Below are 20,308 nucleotides of genomic sequence, written 5' to 3'. Positions count from 1 at the left end.
TACCAAAAAGCGATCGAGTTTCATCAACAGTCCTTAGCAATCTTTCGGGAAATCGGTGATCGGGGGGGTGAAGCGTATTCCTACAATAATTTAGGCAATGCTTACAATTCCCTAGGAGAATACCAAAAAGCGATCGAGTTTTGTCAACAGTCCTTAGCAATCAAACGGGAAATCGGTGATCGGGGGGGTGAAGCGAATTCCTACAATAATTTAGGCGCTGTTTACTATTCCCTAGGAGAATACCAAAAAGCGATCGAGTTTTCTCAACAGTCCTTAGCAATCACACGGGAAATCGGTGATCGGGGGGGTGAAGCGAAAGCTTGGTTTAGTCTGGGACTTACCTACTATAAACTCAAACGTATATCGGAAGCGAAAGAAGCATATCTTCAAGCGCGGGAATTATATCAAGCATTGGGGTTAGCAGCAAAGGTTCAAGATTGCGATAATAAAATTCGGAGATTAGAAACCTGAAAATATCCCTTAATCGTTGCTTTCTTTCTGGGGGTGGTTAAGTTTCCTTTAGTTGTAAATTGGTTAGACATCCCTTATTTTTAACCTGAGTTTGACATCTGCTAATTTCCCCTCATAACTACCCTAAAGTGAGAAATTATAGTAATATTTCTAAGGATTACCAGAAAAGAAAGAGCGCCATGCTGCTGTGCCGATCGCTCCTCCTAAAAGAATAATTAACGTCCAAACTTGATTTTTTTGGGTTCCTTCCACCTTTTCTACTCTTCTATCCATCCCATCGACTTTCTCAGTTAGTTTTGCTTGTCCTACCTCTAGCTTAGTTAGCCGTTCGTCAATCTTATCAAATTTCTGGTTAAAATCCTTCTGTAGGCTGTCAAATTTCTGGTTAACATCTTGTTGCAAGGTGTCGATTTTTTGGTTAACTTCCTTCTGTAGGCTGTCAAATTTCTGGTTAACATCCTGTTGCAAGGTGTCGATTTTTTGGGTGACATCTCTTTGTAGGGTATCGATTTTTTGGTTAACCTCCTTGATGCTGTCTTTGATTTCCTTGAGTACAGATTCAAGACTATAAGTAACAGTTTCGTTAGACATTTTGGTAAAATTCCTGGGAGTAATGATAGTACAATAATTTTATCTTAATCCTAAATCTGGTTATTAGAAACTGATTACCTATTGCCTAGTATTTAGTCTTATGGTAATAAGTAGCTGGTTATAATTAAATTAAAAATGGATTTTGCCTTTAATCCCCCCTTGATCCCCCCTTGATAAGGGGGGATCTGACAACTTTTAACGCCTACCTACTTAAGTTAGGTTTTTTCCTTAGCCAGAATAAAGACGCTGCCCTCGCTGCCGCGGCCGATGCGGAGATCTTCATCGAGATAGGTGATATCGAGCCAACCTTTTTGTTCACGATTATTGAAGGAAAAATCGAGGGGAGGAAATTTTTTGCCACTTTCGATCGCGTCGATAAATTCTTGGGGAGAATGATAATTGAGAAAACGTTGCAGACCGAGGATCGAGCGCTCAAATTTGACCATAACCCGACGCTCGGAGGTGGGTTCAAAGGTAGCGGCGACGATCACTGCTCCTTCTAACCAAGGTACGCCCGTAATTTCAGCAATATTGTAGAGTTTGGCCTTGTTCAGGTCAAGATATTGATAAATTTGCCCCAATTGAAAAAAAGGTAGGCGATCTAGTCCCAGAATGTCGCGGCTGCTGGTGAATAGTAAACGCCAATTGCCCCCTAATAGTTGTTTAACTTCGAGGGGATGAGGATGGGGATTGTGGTCCTCCAATTGTTCGATCGCCGCTAAAATCCGCACGCGGTCGCTTTCCGTGGCCAGGAGTCCGCGATTTCTACCAGCGATCAATTCTAGTAATTTCGCTTTGGCATCCATAGAATCTCCCTCATTTTATAAAGTACCTCGACCCGCCAGGCACTCGATCGAGGTTTTTGGTGGCCCGAAGAGGCCTACCCGCGCCGATGATTTCATGGGTTCAACGGAGTTTTAACCTCGGTGAGCGGCATTTTTAACTGTTGGCCTCACTATTTTAACACGGATTAAATGCCTCGGTTTTAAAACTTTTTCATAACCGTAATTAAGTGATCGAAATAGGGAGTAATTGCGGTTTTTTCTGAGTCGCTAAAATAATCTAAACTGTATTGTTTTAAGGCTTCTAACCCCGAAATCATCGCCCCTAATGGTACTTGCAATTCTTGGTAAAGAAGACGCATATTTTCCAATCCCTCGGCACTGGTGTAGGGAATCTGCTGTCCGGCGACACCGTAGGTAATACAGCGTAAAAAGTTCCAGAAATCACGCCAACAAGCTTCGGCGCGGTGGGGTGGATGAAGATCGCCTCCGGGTTGAAAAATGGTGGGAAATTGGCTTAATAAAGCCTGACGAGCGTTATCGACGATGCTATTAGCATTATCCCGCAGTTTTCGAGCTTGCTGACTAGAAACCAGTAAATCAGGCTCTAAATTGACGATAGTATCTAAATCGCTATCGTCGAGATAGCGAGTTTGATCATCCGCTTGTTGCCAAATAGCGATCGCTGCTTGCTGATAGGGCCAATTAGCGAAACTGATGATTTTCGCTTTTGGGATTAATTGCTGGGCGCGCTCACTCAAAGGCATCGATCGCTCTCCGTTGGGTCAGATTAGGCGGTTAAGATCACTTTTAGCATAAATGATCGAAAAATTAGCGATAACTAAAGATTTTTTGCAATCTGCTTGGGAGGATCGCTTACAATAAACAAAAGCTAAGTCATTATATTTTGATCATCATGTCAGTTTTAATAGCGATCGGTGTACTTGCCCTATTAATTGTCGTTCACGAATTAGGTCATTTTGCCGCTGCTCGTTGGCAATCTATCCATGTTAATCGCTTTTCCATCGGTTTTGGTCCAGCTTTAGCTAAATATCAAGGTAAAGAAACAGAATACGCCCTCCGCGCCATTCCTTTAGGGGGTTACGTTGGTTTTCCCGATGACGATCCCGATAGTCAAATTCCCAATAACGATCCTGATTTATTACGCAATCGTCCCGTTTTCGATCGAGCTATCGTCATTAGTGCCGGGGTAATTGCTAATTTAATTTTTGCCTATTTTTTGCTTGTTACCCAAGTCGCTACGGTGGGTTTTCCCCAAATTAACTATCAAGAAGGGGTAATTATTCCAGAGGTTTTCACTGCTGAAAATTCCGTCGCTAAACAAGCGGGAATGAAAGCGGGTGATATTGTTCTCGCTATCAATGATCAGCCCCTTGGTGCTTCTCAAAATGCCGTTATTGACTTCCGTGACATTATTCAATCTTCCCCCGATCAACCCCTAAAATTAACCATCAAACGCCCGACAGAAACTCTCGATTTAATCGTTACTCCTGAATTGGGAAGTGATGGTCAGGGTAAAATTGGGGTGAGATTGGCTCCCAACGGTGAAGAAACTCGCCTGAAAGCCGATAATTTTGGTCAAGCTTTTAGCTTAGGTGCGGGTGAATTTCAACGATTAATTGTATTAACCGTGCAAGGTTTTGGGCAGTTAGTTAGTAACTTCAAAGACAGTGTTCAACAGGTAGCAGGACCGGTTAAAATTGTTGAATACGGAGCAGCGATCGCTCGTAATGATGCGGGTAATCTTTTTCAATTTGCCGCCCTAATTAGTATTAACTTAGCGGTGATTAATATTCTGCCTTTACCTGCCCTTGATGGCGGTCAATTAGTATTTTTATTAATCGAGGCTTTGGTAGGTAAACCTCTCCCAACTAAACTGCAAGATAACATCATGCAAACAGGTCTAGTTTTACTCTTAGGATTAGGAGTTTTCTTAATCGTGCGCGACACGGCTAACCTAGCAGTTTTTCAGGATTTATTCCAGTGATCGCCCCGCGAAAAAAAACTAAGCTTCAACTGCGCGCCCTAGAGATTTTAAGCAACCTAAAGCGATTATATCCAGAGGCAACCTGTAGCTTAAATTATCAAACTCCTCTGCAGTTATTGGTGGCAGTGATTCTCTCGGCACAATGCACTGATGAGCGGGTAAATAAGGTGACTCCTGCTTTATTCGCTCGTTTTCCCGATGCTAAATCCTTAGCTTTTGCTGAGCGAGAGGAGTTAGAAGCCCTGATTCGTTCCACGGGATTCTATCGCAATAAAGCCAAAAATATTCAGGGTGCTTGTCAAAAAATTCTTAAGGATTTTCAGGGAGAAGTACCCAAGACAATGGCGGAATTATTAACTTTACCCGGAGTAGCTAGAAAAACCGCTAATGTGGTACTTGCCCACGCTTACGCGATTATTGAGGGGGTTACAGTAGATACCCACGTTAAGCGATTAAGTAATCGTTTGGGTTTAACTACTAATAACGATCCGGTGAAAATTGAACGGGATTTAATGGCTTTACTACCTCAACCGGATTGGGAAACTTTTTCTATTAGTATTATTTACCACGGCCGGGCAGTTTGTAAAGCAAGAAATCCCGCTTGTTTTTCCTGTCAATTAGCCCCTCTTTGTCCCGCAGCAAACAGTAAACAGTAAACTGAAAACTCACACCTGATAACTGGTAACTGAATCACTGATAACTGATAACTGATGTGGGGGGCTATAATGGGAAAAAATAGCTCATCCATCAATCTTATGAGTCAAGGATCACGGCAAGAAATAAAAACCCAAGCAATAATCCTCGCTACCTTTGTGGCGATTTTTTGGCTATTAGAGATTTTAGATCAATTTGTTTTTCGGGGCAGTTTAGACTATTTTGGGATTATTCCCCATCAAGTCATCGGATTGCGGGGTATTCTTTTCGCACCTTTCCTACACGGTGACTTTCCCCATCTTATTGCTAATACGGTTCCTTTTCTGATTCTCGGTTGGTTGGTGATGTTACAGGAAACCAGTGACTTTTTTATTGTGACCGGGTTAACTATGCTGGTGGGGGGGTTAGGAGTCTGGTTATTTGCTGCTCCCGGATCCATCCATATCGGGGCAAGTATCTTGATTTTTGGCTATTTAGGTTTTTTATTACTGCGGGGCTATTTCCAAAGAAATATTCCTTCTATACTCTTGTCAATTTTAGTCTTTTTACTCTACGGTGGCACAATTTGGGGCGTTTTGCCTTCCCGTCCGGGGATTTCTTGGCAAGGACATTTATTCGGTTTTCTAGGCGGGGTTTTAGCCGCCAAATTAATCGCCACCGAAAAGAAACATTATCCCTAAATGGGGGAACCTTCTATCTCGCTACATACTTCGTAAAAATCGGTGACAGGAGGTTTCGCAAACAGAGGACCCATGGATTTCAGCAATAATTCATGGGCTTCGCTTTTATTTGCCTCCATATCATCGATTTTATCCCAGATGATTACGGCAATTCCTTCGTCGGTTCCGGGTTTTTGCAACAGAAAAGCCCCCTGGAATCCCGTAGAATAGGTGGAAACGGCCTTTTCGTAGAGTTTTTGGGCCTCGGAAAAACACCCCGGTTTAAATTCACCAATAGCCACATAGGCATATTTATGTTTGAGAAAATCGAGAAATTCTGGCATGGCAATGAGGGGAAATGGAATAAATCTTTCTTTCTACTCCCATTAAAACTTAGATCGATCGCTCTCTCCGCCCCATCGACATATTTTTTTAACTAAGCTTCCCCAATTGTCTCTTTTTTTGTTAGCTTATATGTAGTCGTTATGAGTTTGTATAATTTCCATGATTAAAATCGTTGGTATTAATGGCAGTTTACGCCCGGGATCCTATAGTACGATGGCGTTAGAAGTTGCTATCAGTCGAGTACAGACGTTAGGAGTAGAAACGGAGATAATTGACCTGAGAAAACTCTCTTTACCCTTCTGTAACGGGGGAGATGACTATTCTGACTATCCCGATGTGGCCAAAATGCAGCAAACGGTTAAATCGGCAGCGGGATTAATTTTGGCGACACCAGAATATCATGGTAGTGTCAGTGGTGTGATGAAGAATGCCCTAGATTTAATGAGTTTTGAGGAGTTATCGGGAAAGGTTGCCGGATTAATCAGTGTTTTAGGCGGCCAATCCAATAGTAACGCCCTCAATGATTTAAGAATTATTCTCCGTTGGGTTCATGCTTGGGTAATTCCCGAACAAATTAGCTTAGGACAAGCGTGGAAAGTCTTCAACGAAGAAGGAAAAATCCTTGACGAGAAGCTTTCCCAACGTTTTGACGCTTTTGCGCGAAGTTTAGTCGATAATACCCGTAAACTCAACGAGATCTAGTAATATCAATGGTGATTTTACCAGTAAAATTGGGAATTGGGGCGGCAGGTTTCGATAATTGTACTCTTACCTGTCGCACTCCCTCGAGTTTTAGGATATCCTCAGCGATAACCGTGGCCAACTTTTCCACTAGGGCAAATTTGCCGGTTTCAATCTGGTGTTTGACAATTTTGATCGCCTGTCGATAATCTAGGGTATCTTCAATTGCGTCACTTTTGCCAGCAATGCTGATATCAACTTCTAAGGATAAATCCACCTCAAACCATTGACCTAAAACCTGTTCTTCGGCCAGATATCCTGTGTAACCGTAGGCACGAATTCCTGTAACGTGAATAGTATCCATAGATAGTTAAATTAAAAAACTGGTAGCGTTGGTCACAAAGATGAAGTGTAACCCAATTTGGTATCGACGACCCACTCCCGAAAACGAAAACTTCCTAGCCGACCATTAAGATAACTGCTATAAATTATAGTTTATACGGCTCTCACCTGTTCGGCGTAATCTTTGGGGCGTAGTTGACGGAAACCTTGAAAAGCTAATTTTCTCAAGTTTAGAGGTAAATAGGAAAGCAGTAAACCCAGTCTAGCCCGTCGGGATTTTCCTGACAATTTCGAGGCTTTTTCTATTAAAACTCGCCCAGCTTCGGTTTCTCCCTTTTCAATTAATTTTATTCCCAAAGATTCCTGTAAAAAAGCCGCCTTTTTCACTCTTTCTTCCTCTAATTTTACATCATTAAATTGATAACTTTCTGTACAAAACAATTTTGCTTGCAAAAAGTGAACCGCTTGTTGTAAGCTAGTTTGACCGCCATGAAAACGATATTCCATTAATAATTCTGGCAGAAAATAAGCTTGTTTTCCCGCTAAAGCTAAACGCACCAATAAATCAAAATCTTCACAACCATCAGCTTGAGAGCGCATATAATCCACATCGGCTAAAGATTGATAACGAAAAAGAGTCGAACCCACCTGTAAACTTTGATAGGAAAAAGTTTGTCTTTCTAAATCGGGAATAATCCCTTGTTGTAATCTGTCTTTGCCCCATTTCGCTGAATTTTCTTGGGTGGCAGCCGTAACTTTTTGTCCAAATTTATCAATAATCCAGTGATCGGTACAGACAAAATCAACCTTTTTTTCTTGATCTAAAATAGGGACAGTTTTCGCTAAAAATTCGGGAGTTAGTCCATCATCATCATCGAATTTAATAAAATATTCTCCCCGAGCAGCCGTAAAACCCGATCGCATATTTAAACTTCTACCAAGATTTTGGGGATGACGTAGATAAATTATTCTCGAATCCTGAAATGCTGCCACCACTTCTGGGGTATGATCAGAAGAACCATCATCACAAACAATTAACTCAAAATCTTCATAAGTCTGCCCCAAGACACTATTAATCGAATAGCTGAGATAATCGGCGCGGTTATAGGTGGGAATACAAACAGTTACTTTCGGCATAATATTTTCAGTAATCAGTTATCAGTAATCAGTAATCAGTAATCAGTTATCAGTGGAGAGTGTTATAGCAGTTATCTTAATGGTGAGATAGGAAGTTTTCCTTTTGGGGAGTCGGTCGTCAATACCAAATTAGGTTATACTTCATCTTTACGAGAAACGCTATCAGTAAAAAGCAATCTCCTGTCTCCTGTCTCCAGGTTAAAAAAGCATTTTTACATTTTTCCAAAGGAATGTTAAGTTTTAGGGTATTGAATGAGTAACCTTGATAGCCATGGCTCCTAAAATAGCAGGGATTATCTGTACCCACAACCGCGATCACTACCTAGCAGCAGCGATCGATAGTCTTTTAGCGCAAACCTGCCCAGATTGTGAGATTTTAGTGGTTGATAACGCATCTACCGATAAAACCCGTCAAGTGGCCGAGTCGCGTCTGGGAGATGGGCGGCTAAAATACGTTTACGAACCTATTTTAGGGCTATCTACCGCCAGAAATCGCGGGGCGAAGGAAACTAGAGCGCCGATTTTAGCTTATTTGGATGACGATGCGATCGCAAGTCCTCAATGGTTGCAAATTCTGTTAAATGCCTACGAAAATAACGAAAAATTGGCAGTAGCGGGGGGAAAAGTCACTTTAATTTGGCCGCAAGGCTACAGTCAACCCAATTGGTTATCCGATGAGTTAGCAGCGGGTTTAGGGGCTTTCGATTTGGGCGACAATGTGGTATACATCAGCCAGGCGAATTTAACTCCGCGAGGGGTTAATTACTCGATTCGGCGAGATTTCTTGGAGAAAATTGGCGGTTTTGACCCTAATTTGGGAAGAATTGGCAAAAAACTTCTCTCTAACGAGGAATTATACACTACAGAACTAGCACTCGCCCAGGAATGGCAAGTAGGCTATTTTCCCGCAGCATTGGTGGAACACAATGTTGCCCCAGAAAGAATCAATCGTCAATGGTTTATGCGTCGCAGTTGGTGGCAAGGCATCAGCGAACACTACCGGGAAGAAGTGGCAGGAAGGACGGGATTGGCTCAATTTAGGCGAGGAGGTGAGCGATTGGCGAGAGGATTAGTTAAATCTGTCAAATTTATCAATGATCCTGCTAAAAGCTTTGATAATCTTCTCTATGCCTACGGACAAATCGGTTATTTAAGCGAGGCCGCCAAGGCGATGTTAAACCTTCAAAAGTAAATTATTGTAAATAAATGGGTAAAAAAGCGTTAATTTGTGGTGTATCGGGGCAGGATGGAGCCTACCTAGCCGAATTACTGTTAAAAGCCGGCTATACAGTTTGTGGCACCTCCCGGGATGCCCAAATGTCCTCTTTTAGTAACCTGAAACGTTTGGGAATCAAGGAACAGGTAAAACTAGAATCAATGGCACTGAATGACTTTCGCAGTGTCCTACAGGTCTTAATTAAAATTCAGCCCGATGAGATCTATAATTTGGCTGGACAAAGTTCTGTCGGTTTATCTTTTGAGCAGCCAGTGGAAACCTTAGAAAGTATTGCCACGGGAACCTTAAATCTCTTAGAAGCAATTCGATTTACCAGAGCAAAAATTAAATTATATAATGCAGGATCGAGTGAATGTTTCGGGGATATCGGCGATAATTCTGCCGATGAAAATACCCCTTTTCGTCCTCGCAGTCCCTACGCTGTGGCCAAATCGGCGGCTTTTTGGGAAGTGGCTAATTATCGAGAAGCCTACGGAATTTTTGCCTGTTCAGGCATACTTTTTAATCATGAATCTCCCCTACGTCCCGAGCGCTTTGTTACCCAAAAAATTATCGCTGCCGTGGCTAGAATTGCCCAGGGAAGTCCTGAGACTTTACACTTAGGAAATATGGATATTCAAAGGGATTGGGGTTGGGCGCCGGAGTACGTTGAAGCGATGTATTTAATGCTGCAACAGGAGCAACCCGATGATTACGTCATTGCCACGGGAGAAAGTTCAAAACTGGAGGATTTTGTCGCCACAGCTTTTGCTACTGTTGGCTTAAATTGGCAAGATCATGTAATTTCTGATCGAAGTTTATTAAGACCAACAGATTTAGCCATTAGTCGCGGCAATCCCCGCAAAGCTAAGGAAAAATTAGGTTGGCAAGCACGATACAAAATGACCGATATTGTCCGCATGATGGTAGAAAATCGTTTAGAAAAATAGCTATGAATATCTTAATGATTAGTTCTACTTTTCCCTATCCACCCACCAGAGGGGGAACTCAAGTTAGAACCTTCAATCTTTTAAAACACCTAGGTAAGAATCATGAAGTGACGATCCTGACTCGACCAAGTTCGGATGTTAGTAGGACTGAGATTGAAGCTTTGGAAAGATTTGTTAAGGAGGTAAAGATATTTCCCTATTCCAATTCTCCCAACCCTAGTATTTTAGGCAAAATAAATCGTTTTTATGATTTTATCATGCAGGGTACTCCTCCCAACGTTCGACAAGTATATAGTGCTGATATTCAAGTTTGGCTTGATCATGCCATTGATAGTCAAAAATTTGATGTTATTACTTGTGAGCATAGCGTCAATGAGATCTTTGTCCGTCCCCATTGGCAAAAAAAGCTTAAAACTATAGTAAATATACATAGTTCAGCCTATAGAACCTGCAAAAATCAATTAGAAATAGGAGTCAGTCCTAATCCTATTCGAGATACATTGTATTTACCACTTCTCGAACGTTACGAACGGAGATTTTGTCAGAAATTTAACTCTATAGTTGTCACCACTTCCGAAGACAAGGAGCAGATGAAAGAGTTGAACATTAATCGCCCTGTTATTGTAATTCCCAACGGCGTTGACTTGGAACTATTCCCCTATCGAGAAACCGATCCCAGTGGTTATCAAATTATTATGACGGGAGGCCTAGATTACAGTTCTAATATAGATGCAGTACGCTTTTTCAGTTTAGAAGTTTTCCCTATTTTACAACAAAAATATCCTGAGGTTACTCTGATACTTGTTGGTTCCAATCCTGCTCCATCGGTCATAGAATTAACAAAAAATTCTAAAATCACTGTCACAGGTCGAGTTCCATCTATGGCCGAGTATCTTCATCATGCTACTATTTGTGTTGTGGCAATGCGTTCGGGTTTTGGGATTAAAAATAAAACCCTAGAATCAATGGCTGCGGGAGTGCCAGTGGTGGCCAGCGATCGAGGTTTAGAAGGGTTAACAGTGGCAGGAAATAATGTTCCTTTAGCAGCCTTAAGAGCTAATAGTATTGAGGAATATTGTACGGCGATTAGTAGTCTTTTTGAATCGGCAGAGTTGCGAGAAAAATTATCTAGAAATGCTCGCAAATTAATCGAAGATCATTATACTTGGCAGCAAGCAGCTGCTAAGTACGAACAAGTTTTAGTTGCTGATATTTGTTAGACAATTTCTCTAATTTTTTGTAAATTAATATGCTATCAAATCAAATACCGGTGAAAATATCTGTTGTTGTTCCTCTGTATAACGAAGAAGAAAATATCGATGCTCTCTTTGGGCGACTTTTAGCGGTTTTAGAGACACTAAATACCAGTTATGAGATTGTTTGCGTTAATGATGGTAGTCGTGACAATACTCTCAAAAATCTCGTGGAATATCATCAACGTTACCCACAAATTAAAGTGGTTAATTTATCCCGTAATTTTGGTAAAGATATTGCCATGTCAGCAGGAATTGATTACAGTCAAGGAATGGCAGTCATTCCTATTGATGCTGATTTACAAGATCCCCCCGAATTAATTGCCGAAATGATCGAAAAATGGCAGCAGGGTTATGATGTGGTTTATGCGTCCCGTCGGGTTAGAATTGGCGAAAGTTGGTTGAAACGTTTCACCGCAGAAGGTTTCTATCAAGTCATTAATAAATTAAGTCGGGTTCCTATTCCCCCTAATACGGGAGATTTTCGCTTGATTGATCGCCGAGTGGTAGAATCAATTAAAAAGATGCCCGAACGTCAAAGATTTATGAAAGGAATATTTGCTTGGGTGGGATATAAACAGACATCAATTTTATTCGATCGAGAACCCCGGTATCAAGGACAAACTAAATGGAATTACTGGAAATTATGGAATTTTGCCATTGATGGTATTACCTCTTTTAGTTTTTTACCTCTGAAAGTCTGGACTTATGTAGGATTTATCATTGCACTTGTTAGTCTTGTTTATGCTAGTTTTTTAATTCTCAGGACTATTATTTTAGGAATCGATGTACCCGGATACGCTTCTCTGATGGTTGCTGTCTTATTTTTAGGAGGAATTCAACTACTCACTCTTGGTATTATTGGCGAATATATTGGCAGGGTTTATGAAGAAGTAAAGGGTAGGCCACTTTATCTGGTTCGAGATTGTTATGGTTTTGAAAATCGGGAACAAGTTACTGATAAAATAACTCAAAATTAAGAGACTGACAAGAGGATAATTACATCTATGAATACCGAAGTTTTTCAGCAATTTTTTGCCTATTGTGTCGGTAGTTGGCAAACGGAAAGAACCTATCATTATCTAGCTGCTCAAGAAGTGGAACGTTCCCGCACTGAATTTCTCATCCAACCCCTCACCAGGGAGATTAAACAGAAAGTTCTGACAGATAATAACTATCCTGATATTGCCGATTTAGAAAGTATCCCCGGGTTTAATTTAGGTTTCTATACCATCTCGGAAAAAGGGGAAGAAGTACGACAAAATCTTAATCTTTTATTTGTGGTTAAAGCAGAAAATAATGGTTATTTAGAAGGGGATTATCTTCGTGATCGCGCCTACGAAGAAGCAAGACCAATTATCTCCGCTTTTCGCTTTGATTCCACCACCAGAGAGTTATTAATGACCACTAATTATACTCGCAGTGTTTCCGTGGATTCAATTACTTTAATCAATCCAGACCTGCGAATTCGCAAAATTATTAACTATCAACGTCCCCAGGAGGGAGAACCCTTAGAAAAAGTTCTCTTGGTCGGTTTTGGAGTTGAGTGTAAAGTCAGTTAAAAAAATATTTCTTCTCCCCCCTTGATTCTCCAGTCAAGGGGAGATTTTATCATGGAGTAACGATAGGATTAAGGAGCAAAAATAATGCTCAAAATCGGTCAACTTTCCCTAGAAAGTGGCGTTTCAATTAAAACAATTCGTTATTACGAGGAATTAGGACTAATTCATTCTCCTGAGAGGACAGAGGGACAATTTCGCCTATTTACTCCCGATACTGTCCATCGCTTGCTATTTGTCAAGAGATTACAATCTTTGGGTTTAAGTCTGCAAGAGATCCGCGAATGTTTAGTAATTCATGACCATGGAGAATTACCCTGTGGAGATATTCAAGAAAAATTAATTAAACATATTGCTGAGATCGATCAACAAGTGGAACAATTGCTTTTATTGCGTCAACAATTAACCGAAACCCTGCAAGGATGGACGGATACACCAGCAAAAGATGATCAATTTATTTGCCCTAATCTCAAGGTTTAACTATCATGAAAAAGTTAATTTTATTGGCAATTGTAGCACTTATTTCTACTCCCGTAATTGCTCAACATTTACATACTCAGTCACCTCAACCTCAGACTTTACAAGCAATTCCTGACAATATACCAGCTTGGATGTATAACAAGCAACGTAATCATATTTATCCCCAAAGAGGGGTTTATAACAATGCAATTTATAATGTCAGAGATTTAGCTTTAGACTTGAATGCGATCGCTGTTGGTCATGCCTTTGCTTACGAAGATATCGTAACAGGAAAAGCGAAAGATTTAGAAACTAAGACATACCAAAAAATTAATTGGGTTTTAAAAAATCCGCCTAAATTTATGCCCGACGAGGGTAATATTTCTCCAACTTTTGGCAGAAAATACGGTGTTTTAGAACAGGTTTTCGAGTGGGCGCATATTTTCCATGCTCAAACCGTTGATGTTTTAGCCAGCAGCAAATTAACCAACGAGGAAAAAGAAGCAGAAATTGAAAAATTATATCAATTTTACTTGACAAAAGTTCCCTATGCTATCACGGGATTACCGATGAATATGGGTTATCTGGATTCCCAGCCCTATTCTAAAGCTTTTCGGCAGAAATATCCGAAAGTTAATGGCTTATTTTGGGGCTACCATTGGCTACAAGGAACCATGTATGACTTGCTTTATGAGAAAACTTTAGAGGAACAAAAACAGGCTTATAAACAGGTGGGAAAACAATACCATACTAAGGAATTATATCGCACCGATCGAGCTTTTATGCCGATGTTTGCTGGACTTAGTCCCAAGTTTGCCCGACGTTTTCCCGCAATATCTAACACCTTTGATAACCTGCATATGTTGCACGATATGGTTAATGATATTCTGGCATCAGATTGGCTAACTCCCCAACAAAAAGACGAACAAATTACCCGCGCTATTTGGTTAGTAATGGCTGCTAATCATCGGGAAATGGAAGCAGGAAAAAATTATGGTGGTGAAGGACTACATGATCATCGTTTTCAGTCAGGAATTCCGGGGATGGGATTAATGCCAACAGATATTTCTCACGAAGGTCATAATCACGAAAATCCTGATAATTCTGAGAAAAAACCTGATAATTCTCAGGGACATGAGGGGGGAGATCACCAACACCATAACCACGAAAATTACTCTCCAGAAAACCCTCCTAATACGGAGAAAAAACCTGACCACAGCAATGATCAAGAGGAACCGACAAAATGATAAGATTTTTATTGATTGCTGTGGGTTTGGTCGCCAGTTTTACTAATCCAGTTTTTGCCAACGATCATAACAATCTTGATTCCGGTCGTCCCCTTTCTTTTGATGATGCTGAAAGTATGGGTTTTGGGGAACAATCGATAGAATTTGGAGGAAGTCTAGTCTTTCCTGAAAACAGCAATGTCGGTGGTGAGTTTGATATTGAATACCTCAACGGTATTATTCGCAATGGTCATATTATTATCGGCATCGATCCGCAAGTGGGAGGACGAGTTAATAGTGATGATACAAGTTTTGATGTGGGAAATTTATCTGTAGGTTTTTTCTATAATTTCAATCGTGAATACGATAATGTTCCCGCTTTTGCTATTCGTGCTGATTTAGGATTACCGACAGGAAATAACGCCGGGGGATTAGATTTTCGTCTGCGGGGAATTGCCAGTAAAACTGTTGGTCAATTCGATCGCTTACATCTTAATCTCGATTTAAACATAAAAACTGACCCCGATAACGGCGATCGATCTTTTTTACCCGCTGCAATTCTCGGTTACTCCCGACCGATTGGTTATCCGAAACGCTTCGATCAAACTTTTTTAGCAGAATTGGGCGTAATTACCAGCGATAATAGTAATGGTGGGGTTTTAATTCGCACTGGAATGGGAATTCGTCAGCAAATTAATCGTCAAGGTGTGATCGATTTCGGTATCGAGGGAGATATTGCCACTAATAGCCATGATCAAAGTCAATTAAAGCTAAAAATTGGTTATTCTTTCAGATTTTAGCCTAGCATACTGAAGATTAATCTTCAGGTTAGAAAATCTGATTATTTATTCCCGCTTTTGCCTCTTCTCATAAGTAGCCTATACTCAACGAATTTAGTATAAAAAAGGAATAGAGCCTGAAACTCTACTCCTCAATCAAAATTTTCAGTTAATTTTTAACCCTATACCAGCGCAGAAGTCAAAGCTTCTTTGAGGATAGCGGCTTTATCGGTTTTTTCCCAGGGTAAATCGAGATCATTGCGACCAAAATGACCATAAGCGGCCACATCTTGGTAAAAACGATCGCCTCTTTCCGAGGGTAAACCGCGCAGGTTAAAGGTTTGGATAATACCGGCCGGACGGAGTTCAAAGTATTTATTGATTAAGTCCAGAATCACATCATCGGCGACTTTGCCAGTGCCAAAGGTTTCCACGAAGAGACTCACCGGACGAGCTACCCCAATCGCATAACCCACTTGAATCTCGCACTTATCGGCCAAACCAGCAGCGACGATATTTTTGGCCACATAACGGCAAGCATAGGCCGCGGAGCGATCGACTTTGGTAGGATCCTTACCGGAGAAAGCGCCGCCACCGTGACGAGAATAGCCACCGTAGGTATCGACGATAATTTTCCGTCCCGTTAATCCCGCGTCGCCTTGGGGTCCACCAATGACGAATTTTCCGGTGGGATTAACCAGATAACGGGTATTGGCATCGGGTTTAATCTCTAAATCGCTGAAGACCGGTTGTACTACCGCTTCCCAGAGATCACTTTTAATCTTTTGTTGGACGAGATCATTATCGGTGATATCGCCGATAGTAGCATCGTGTTGGGTAGAAACAAGGATAGTATCGATACCCACGGGACGACCATCTTCATAAATGACCGATACTTGCGTTTTACCGTCGGGACGCAGATAGGACAGTTCACCCGTTTTTCTGACTGCCGCTAAACGGCGAGCGATGCGGTGGGCTAAACTAATCGGTAAGGGCATAAATTCGGGGGTTTCATTGCAAGCGAAACCGAAGACAATACCCTGGTCTCCCGCACCAATTTTATCGAGTTCATCATTGCTGAGAAGTTCGCGATTTTCCTGAGCAGCCGTGACACCCTGGGAAATATCGGGAGATTGTTCGTCTAAAGCGACTAAAACGGTGCAACTATTCGAAGAAAAGCCGTTATCTGCGTTGATATAGCCGATTTCAGCGATTTTCTTGCGAACTAAATCGACGAAATGAACCTGTGCTTTCGAGGTGATTTCACCAGTAATCAAGACTAACCCTGTATTGACAACCACTTCAGCCGCTACACGACTGTGGTCATCTTGGGATAACAGAGCATCGAGAATGGTATCAGAAATCTGGTCACAAATTTTATCGGGATGTCCCTCTGTAACCGATTCCGAGGTGAACAAATAACGTTTAGACAAGTGATGTCCCTCATGTAATAGTACATTTGAACGCAAAAAGATTCCAAGAAATCTTTGATCATACAGTGTAACAGGGAATTTGTAGAGATCGAGTATTTTCAATAAGAAACCGCCCGAACATTGTCCGGACGGAGTGTGGTGTGAGGAGTGAACGGAAACTTTCGTCTCCGCTAATTCCATTGTAGAGGACAACTTAGAATCTTGAGCGATTTGAAACAAACTAGCCCAAAAAATTTTTATTTCTTGAAGGGGTTGACTAATGCCCGATCCCCGTCTCGATGATGTAGCCTGATTAATAGAGGTCGCAGAGCTATATGGAAAGATTATGACAGTCACAGCCGATTATTTAGAACAACTCAATCCTTCTCAGCGCCTTGCTGTCGAGCATTTTTGCGGCCCCTTGTTGGTGGTTGCTGGAGCAGGATCGGGAAAAACTAGCGCTTTAACCTATCGTATCGCCCATTTGATCCGTCATCACGGGGTCGAGCCGGAAAATATTCTCGCGGTCACTTTTACCAATAAGGCGGCCCGGGAAATGAAAACTAGAATTGAAAAAACTTTTGCTCAACAGAAAGCACAGGAAAAATACGGTCAAAGATTAGAACTTTTAGAAGAATACGAACAGAAAAAACTCTTTTCTCAAGTTTATCGTAATTATACTAAAAAACTCTGGATCGGGACTTTTCACAGTCTTTGTGGTCGGATTTTGCGCTATGACATTAATAAATATCAGGATGAATATGGTCATAGTTGGCAAAGGAATTTTTCAATTATGGACGAATCTGATGCCCAAAGTTTAGTGAAAAATATCGTCACTAAACAGATGAATTTAGACGATAAAAAATTTGATGCTCGCAATCTACGTTATGCGATTAGTAATGCCAAAAACTTAGGGTTAACTCCCAGGGATTACGCCAGAGAAAACCCTCATTTTCGGGGAAAGGTTATTTCTGAGGTTTATCAGGCTTATCAGATGCAATTGGCACAAAATAATGCCCTAGATTTTGATGATTTGATACTGGTTCCAGTCCGTCTTTTTCAGCAAAATGAATCTATTCTCGGTTATTGGCACACGCAATTTAAGCATATTTTAGTCGATGAATACCAAGACACTAACCGGATTCAGTACGAGTTAATTCGGCTTTTGTCCACCAATGGTGAAACGAAAAAAAGTGAGTGGAATTGGACGGATCGATCGATTTTTGTGGTAGGTGATGCCGACCAATCTATCTATAGTTTTCGGATGGCAGATTTCACTATTCTGCTCAATTTTCAAGCGGACTTTGGCGATGGTTTACCCGATGATGATACTCGCACGATGGTGAAACTACAGGAAAACTATCGTTCACGGGAAAATATTCTGCAAGCGGCCAATAAATTAATTGAAAAGAATAGTCAAAGAATCGATAAAGTCCTTGTTCCCACCAGAGAAGGAGGCGAGAGTATTTATGTTTTTAAAGCCAGAGATGAACAGGAAGAAGCAGCTTTTGTTATCGATAAAATTCGAGAATTTACCCAAGAAAACCCCGAATTAAATTGGGGTAGTTTTGCCATTCTCTACCGAATTAATGCCCAATCTCGCCCCTTTGAAGATGGCTTAATTCGCAATAATATCCCCTATAATATTGTCGGGGGATTTAAATTTTATGATCGACAGGAGATTAAAGATGCGATCGCTTATTTGCGAGTGATTGCTAATCCTGCCGATACCGTTAGTTTACTGAGAATTATTAACACTCCCCGGCGCGGTATCGGTAAAACCACAATCGATAATTTGCTCAAAGCTGCCCAAGAATTAGGAGTACCTTTATGGGAAATTATCAGCGATGAAACTTCCGTTAATACTCTCGCCGGTCGTGCCACTAAAAGCATCAATAAGTTAGCTAAAATTATCCAAAACCTGCAAGAAAAAATCACCGATTTATCCGCTAGTGAAATCCTAGATAAAATCATGGAAGATTCGGGATATATCGATGAATTAAAACAGCAGGGAACCGAGGAAGCTGATACCCGCATCGAGAATATTCAAGAATTGTATAGCGCCGTCGTACAATTCCAAGAGGAAAACGAAGAAACCAATCTCCAGGAATTTCTCGCTAATGCTAGTTTAGCCTCGGATTTAGATAATCTTCAGGAAGGTCAAGAAAAAGTCTCGTTAATGACCCTTCATTCCGCCAAAGGTTTAGAGTTTCCTATCGTCTTTTTAGTCGGTTTAGAACAGGGCATTTTTCCCCATAATCGTAGTTTAAACGATCCCATTGCCCTTGAGGAAGAACGCCGTTTGTGTTATGTGGGAGTGACTCGGGCCAAGGAACAATTATTTTTAACCTACGCAAAAGAAAGATATGTCTGGGGGAATAAAGAGATGAAGGTAGCTTCCCAATTTTTGCAGGAATTGCCCCCAGAATTGCTCACAAGCAACCTGAAACCGAAAAAGACCCCAAAAGTGGTTCCTATGGAAAAAGCTGTCTCCGATCAAAGAAAATGGCAGGTAGGCGATCGAGTGTTACACTCTACTTTTGGAGAAGGAGAAGTGACCCATATTCTCGGTACGGGCAAAAAAATGAATCTAGCGGTCAAATTTTCGGGTTTAGGTCAGAAAATCATCGATCCTCGCACCGCACCCATGCAACTTATCCACGAATAGGTAATCATCTGTAGTGGATTGTTTCAGCTAATTTGGTGTATTAGAAAAATGCTAGAAATTCTATAATCTAAGACTTTAAGCCGAAATCTATTGCCCTATTTTAGCTGAAACAGTCCAGTAGGGTGGGTTAGGCGAAAATAAGTTATACTCTGACTAAAAATTGAGTATTCGCCGTAACCCACCGGCTTTTTACTCCCTATCTCCCCACTGATAACTGATTACTGTTCACTGATAACTGACACCCCCTGATTCCTCAACTCCGATCGCTACCTGCTGTTAGAATAGAGAATTGCGGTCAGACTGACGATAAAATTGAGAAGCTAAATCCTTGATTCTTAATAGTTGTTGAGAAACTTTCCGCCTACTATCGCAATTATCCGATAATATGGGCAACAGCGAGTTAGTCTATTAAGTCTGTTAAAATTGACCCCCGTTGGTCGTATTCGCGCACTGTCTAACCTTTATGATGAGGATCAGTTAATATGGAATCAATGCAACCCACCGAGACCAAAAATCCGATTAGAACGGATTCACCCGGGTCTCTGAGCAAACCCAGCAGCAGCAGCACCGAACAGATTTGGTCTGAATATGTAGAACCAGTTTGGGATTCGGTGATGTCCTATCTGGCTAATGTCCCCGATTATATCGGTAGTTTCTTCTCTGGATACAAAAAACCTTTAATCGTTCTGGGGGCAATTTTAGCGAGTTTTGTCACCGTGAAAGTTACCCTAGCGGTTTTAGATGCGATCGATGATATTCCCCTCCTTGCTCCTATCCTACAATTAGTTGGGATCGTTTATACTGGTTGGTTTGTCTGGCGCTATCTGCTCAAGGATGAAAATCGTCGCGAGTTATTAGCCGAAATTGATGCACTAAAAGCGCAAGTTTTTGGCAGTCACAATAACACTTTATAGAATCAAGCATAGAAAACAAAGGAGTTGAGTGTTTCCGCTCAACTCCTTTGTTTTTGCACAACAGCTTACACTAGAGTTCTTGCATAAGTAACCCCAGTTCGGGTTAAGCAGCGGGGGGTAAAGCCCATTCCATCTTCAAGGAGGGTTTTTTCGGCTGGTGACAGTAAGCAATCAAACCACAGAGAAGATTAACGCAAAAATT

General features: G+C 41.2%; 22 protein-coding genes and 1 pseudogene. 15 read left to right on the top strand and 8 right to left on the bottom strand.

Features of this window, described 5'->3' with window-relative positions:
• Nucleotides 1–471: tetratricopeptide repeat protein (locus tag IM475_RS00395; protein ID WP_287726252.1), on the top strand; the 471-nt coding region annotated here is incomplete at its 5' end.
• A 150-nt stretch (nt 472–621) separates the two neighbouring features.
• On the opposite strand, the gene IM475_RS00390 is transcribed toward IM475_RS00395, so the two are convergent.
• The 3 genes from IM475_RS00390 to IM475_RS00380 form a co-directional block, all read right to left on the bottom strand.
• On the bottom strand, nt 622–1,062 hold the full coding sequence (locus IM475_RS00390) for a DUF4164 family protein (RefSeq protein WP_287726251.1): 441 nt from the start codon (nt 1,060–1,062) through the stop codon (nt 622–624).
• Between the two features lie 215 nt (nt 1,063–1,277).
• A complete protein-coding gene (locus IM475_RS00385; RefSeq protein WP_002747500.1) occupies nt 1,278–1,868 on the bottom strand; it encodes a PAP/fibrillin family protein in 591 nt (196 codons plus the stop codon).
• Nucleotides 1,869–2,047: 179 nt separating this feature from the next.
• Nucleotides 2,048–2,611, bottom strand: a complete 564-nt coding sequence (locus IM475_RS00380) for a bilin-binding protein (RefSeq protein WP_287726249.1) — start codon at nt 2,609–2,611, stop codon at nt 2,048–2,050.
• 149 nt (nt 2,612–2,760) lie between these two features.
• Here IM475_RS00380 and rseP point away from each other — a divergent pair, with 149 nt between their 5' ends.
• The 3 genes from rseP to IM475_RS00365 all read left to right on the top strand — a co-directional run bounded on the left by rseP (nt 2,761) and on the right by IM475_RS00365 (nt 5,186).
• Complete coding sequence (gene rseP, locus IM475_RS00375; RefSeq protein WP_287658025.1) at nt 2,761–3,852, top strand: RIP metalloprotease RseP; 1,092 nt, start codon at nt 2,761–2,763, stop codon at nt 3,850–3,852.
• Nucleotides 3,852–4,508 (top strand): endonuclease III, encoded by a 657-nt coding sequence (nth, locus tag IM475_RS00370; protein WP_287726254.1) that lies wholly within the window; start codon nt 3,852–3,854, stop codon nt 4,506–4,508. Before rseP ends, nth begins: the two co-directional genes overlap by 1 nt.
• A gap of 69 nt (nt 4,509–4,577) precedes the next feature.
• The gene (locus IM475_RS00365; RefSeq protein ID WP_149976247.1) at nt 4,578–5,186 is read left to right on the top strand and encodes a rhomboid family intramembrane serine protease; all 609 of its coding nucleotides are present in this window, start codon (nt 4,578–4,580) and stop codon (nt 5,184–5,186) included.
• Here the strand turns inward: IM475_RS00365 and IM475_RS00360 are convergent.
• Nucleotides 5,183–5,509, bottom strand: a complete 327-nt coding sequence (locus tag IM475_RS00360) for an antibiotic biosynthesis monooxygenase family protein (RefSeq protein WP_287170795.1) — start codon at nt 5,507–5,509, stop codon at nt 5,183–5,185. The two genes, IM475_RS00365 and IM475_RS00360, sit on opposite strands and share 4 nt — an antisense overlap.
• A 160-nt stretch (nt 5,510–5,669) precedes the next feature.
• Between IM475_RS00360 and IM475_RS00355 the strand changes: the two genes are divergently transcribed.
• Entirely contained in the window at nt 5,670–6,212 is a 543-nt protein-coding gene (locus tag IM475_RS00355) for an NADPH-dependent FMN reductase (RefSeq protein ID WP_287726248.1), read from the top strand.
• Here IM475_RS00355 and folB read toward each other — a convergent pair.
• On the bottom strand, nt 6,199–6,555 hold the full coding sequence (folB, locus tag IM475_RS00350; RefSeq protein WP_108935286.1) for a dihydroneopterin aldolase: 357 nt from the start codon (nt 6,553–6,555) through the stop codon (nt 6,199–6,201). The genes IM475_RS00355 and folB overlap by 14 nt on opposite strands.
• Nucleotides 6,556–6,686: 131 nt before the next feature.
• Nucleotides 6,687–7,670 (bottom strand): glycosyltransferase family 2 protein, encoded by a 984-nt coding sequence (locus tag IM475_RS00345; protein WP_287658022.1) that lies wholly within the window; start codon nt 7,668–7,670, stop codon nt 6,687–6,689.
• 271 nt (nt 7,671–7,941) lie between these two features.
• Between IM475_RS00345 and IM475_RS00340 the strand changes: the two genes are divergently transcribed.
• The 8 genes from IM475_RS00340 to IM475_RS00305 all read left to right on the top strand — a co-directional run bounded on the left by IM475_RS00340 (nt 7,942) and on the right by IM475_RS00305 (nt 15,133).
• Nucleotides 7,942–8,862, top strand: a complete 921-nt coding sequence (locus IM475_RS00340) for a glycosyltransferase family 2 protein (RefSeq protein WP_287658021.1) — start codon at nt 7,942–7,944, stop codon at nt 8,860–8,862.
• 14 nt (nt 8,863–8,876) lie between these two features.
• Nucleotides 8,877–9,836 carry a GDP-mannose 4,6-dehydratase gene (locus tag IM475_RS00335; protein ID WP_287726246.1) on the top strand — a complete coding sequence of 320 codons (960 nt, stop codon included), beginning with the start codon at nt 8,877–8,879 and terminating at the stop codon, nt 9,834–9,836.
• 2 nt (nt 9,837–9,838) lie between these two features.
• Nucleotides 9,839–11,056, top strand: coding sequence for a glycosyltransferase family 4 protein (locus tag IM475_RS00330; RefSeq protein WP_287658019.1), 1,218 nt, complete (start codon nt 9,839–9,841; stop codon nt 11,054–11,056).
• Between the two features lie 29 nt (nt 11,057–11,085).
• Complete coding sequence (locus tag IM475_RS00325; protein ID WP_287726245.1) at nt 11,086–12,069, top strand: glycosyltransferase family 2 protein; 984 nt, start codon at nt 11,086–11,088, stop codon at nt 12,067–12,069.
• A gap of 27 nt (nt 12,070–12,096) precedes the next feature.
• Nucleotides 12,097–12,651, top strand: coding sequence for a phycobiliprotein lyase (locus IM475_RS00320; protein WP_004160041.1), 555 nt, complete (start codon nt 12,097–12,099; stop codon nt 12,649–12,651).
• Nucleotides 12,652–12,735: 84 nt separating this feature from the next.
• Nucleotides 12,736–13,128, top strand: coding sequence for a MerR family transcriptional regulator (locus IM475_RS00315; protein ID WP_287726244.1), 393 nt, complete (start codon nt 12,736–12,738; stop codon nt 13,126–13,128).
• Nucleotides 13,129–13,133: 5 nt separating this feature from the next.
• Nucleotides 13,134–14,354 carry a hypothetical protein gene (locus IM475_RS00310; RefSeq protein ID WP_287726243.1) on the top strand — a complete coding sequence of 407 codons (1,221 nt, stop codon included), beginning with the start codon at nt 13,134–13,136 and terminating at the stop codon, nt 14,352–14,354.
• The gene (locus IM475_RS00305; RefSeq protein ID WP_287726240.1) at nt 14,351–15,133 is read left to right on the top strand and encodes a hypothetical protein; all 783 of its coding nucleotides are present in this window, start codon (nt 14,351–14,353) and stop codon (nt 15,131–15,133) included. The genes IM475_RS00310 and IM475_RS00305 overlap by 4 nt, the downstream gene beginning before the upstream one ends.
• 161 nt (nt 15,134–15,294) lie before the next feature.
• Here IM475_RS00305 and metK read toward each other — a convergent pair whose 3' ends face one another.
• Nucleotides 15,295–16,545, bottom strand: a complete 1,251-nt coding sequence (metK, locus tag IM475_RS00300; RefSeq protein WP_287658014.1) for a methionine adenosyltransferase — start codon at nt 16,543–16,545, stop codon at nt 15,295–15,297.
• A gap of 325 nt (nt 16,546–16,870) precedes the next feature.
• Here metK and pcrA point away from each other — a divergent pair, with 325 nt between their 5' ends.
• Nucleotides 16,871–19,192: a DNA helicase PcrA gene (gene pcrA, locus IM475_RS00295; protein ID WP_287726238.1), complete on the top strand. Its 2,322-nt coding sequence runs from the start codon at nt 16,871–16,873 to the stop codon at nt 19,190–19,192.
• A 482-nt stretch (nt 19,193–19,674) separates the two neighbouring features.
• Nucleotides 19,675–20,106: a CAAD domain-containing protein gene (locus tag IM475_RS00290; protein WP_110578193.1), complete on the top strand. Its 432-nt coding sequence runs from the start codon at nt 19,675–19,677 to the stop codon at nt 20,104–20,106.
• A 103-nt stretch (nt 20,107–20,209) separates the two neighbouring features.
• On the opposite strand, the pseudogene IM475_RS22905 reads toward IM475_RS00290, so the two are convergent.
• Nucleotides 20,210–20,308, bottom strand: a pseudogene (locus tag IM475_RS22905) (IS982 family transposase); the annotation flags it as partial.

Origin of the sequence: Microcystis sp. M061S2 (genome assembly GCF_020245605.1) — a bacterium.
Taxonomy (GTDB): Bacteria; Cyanobacteriota; Cyanobacteriia; order Cyanobacteriales; family Microcystaceae; genus Microcystis.
This window is presented reverse-complemented; position numbering and strand designations above follow the sequence as displayed.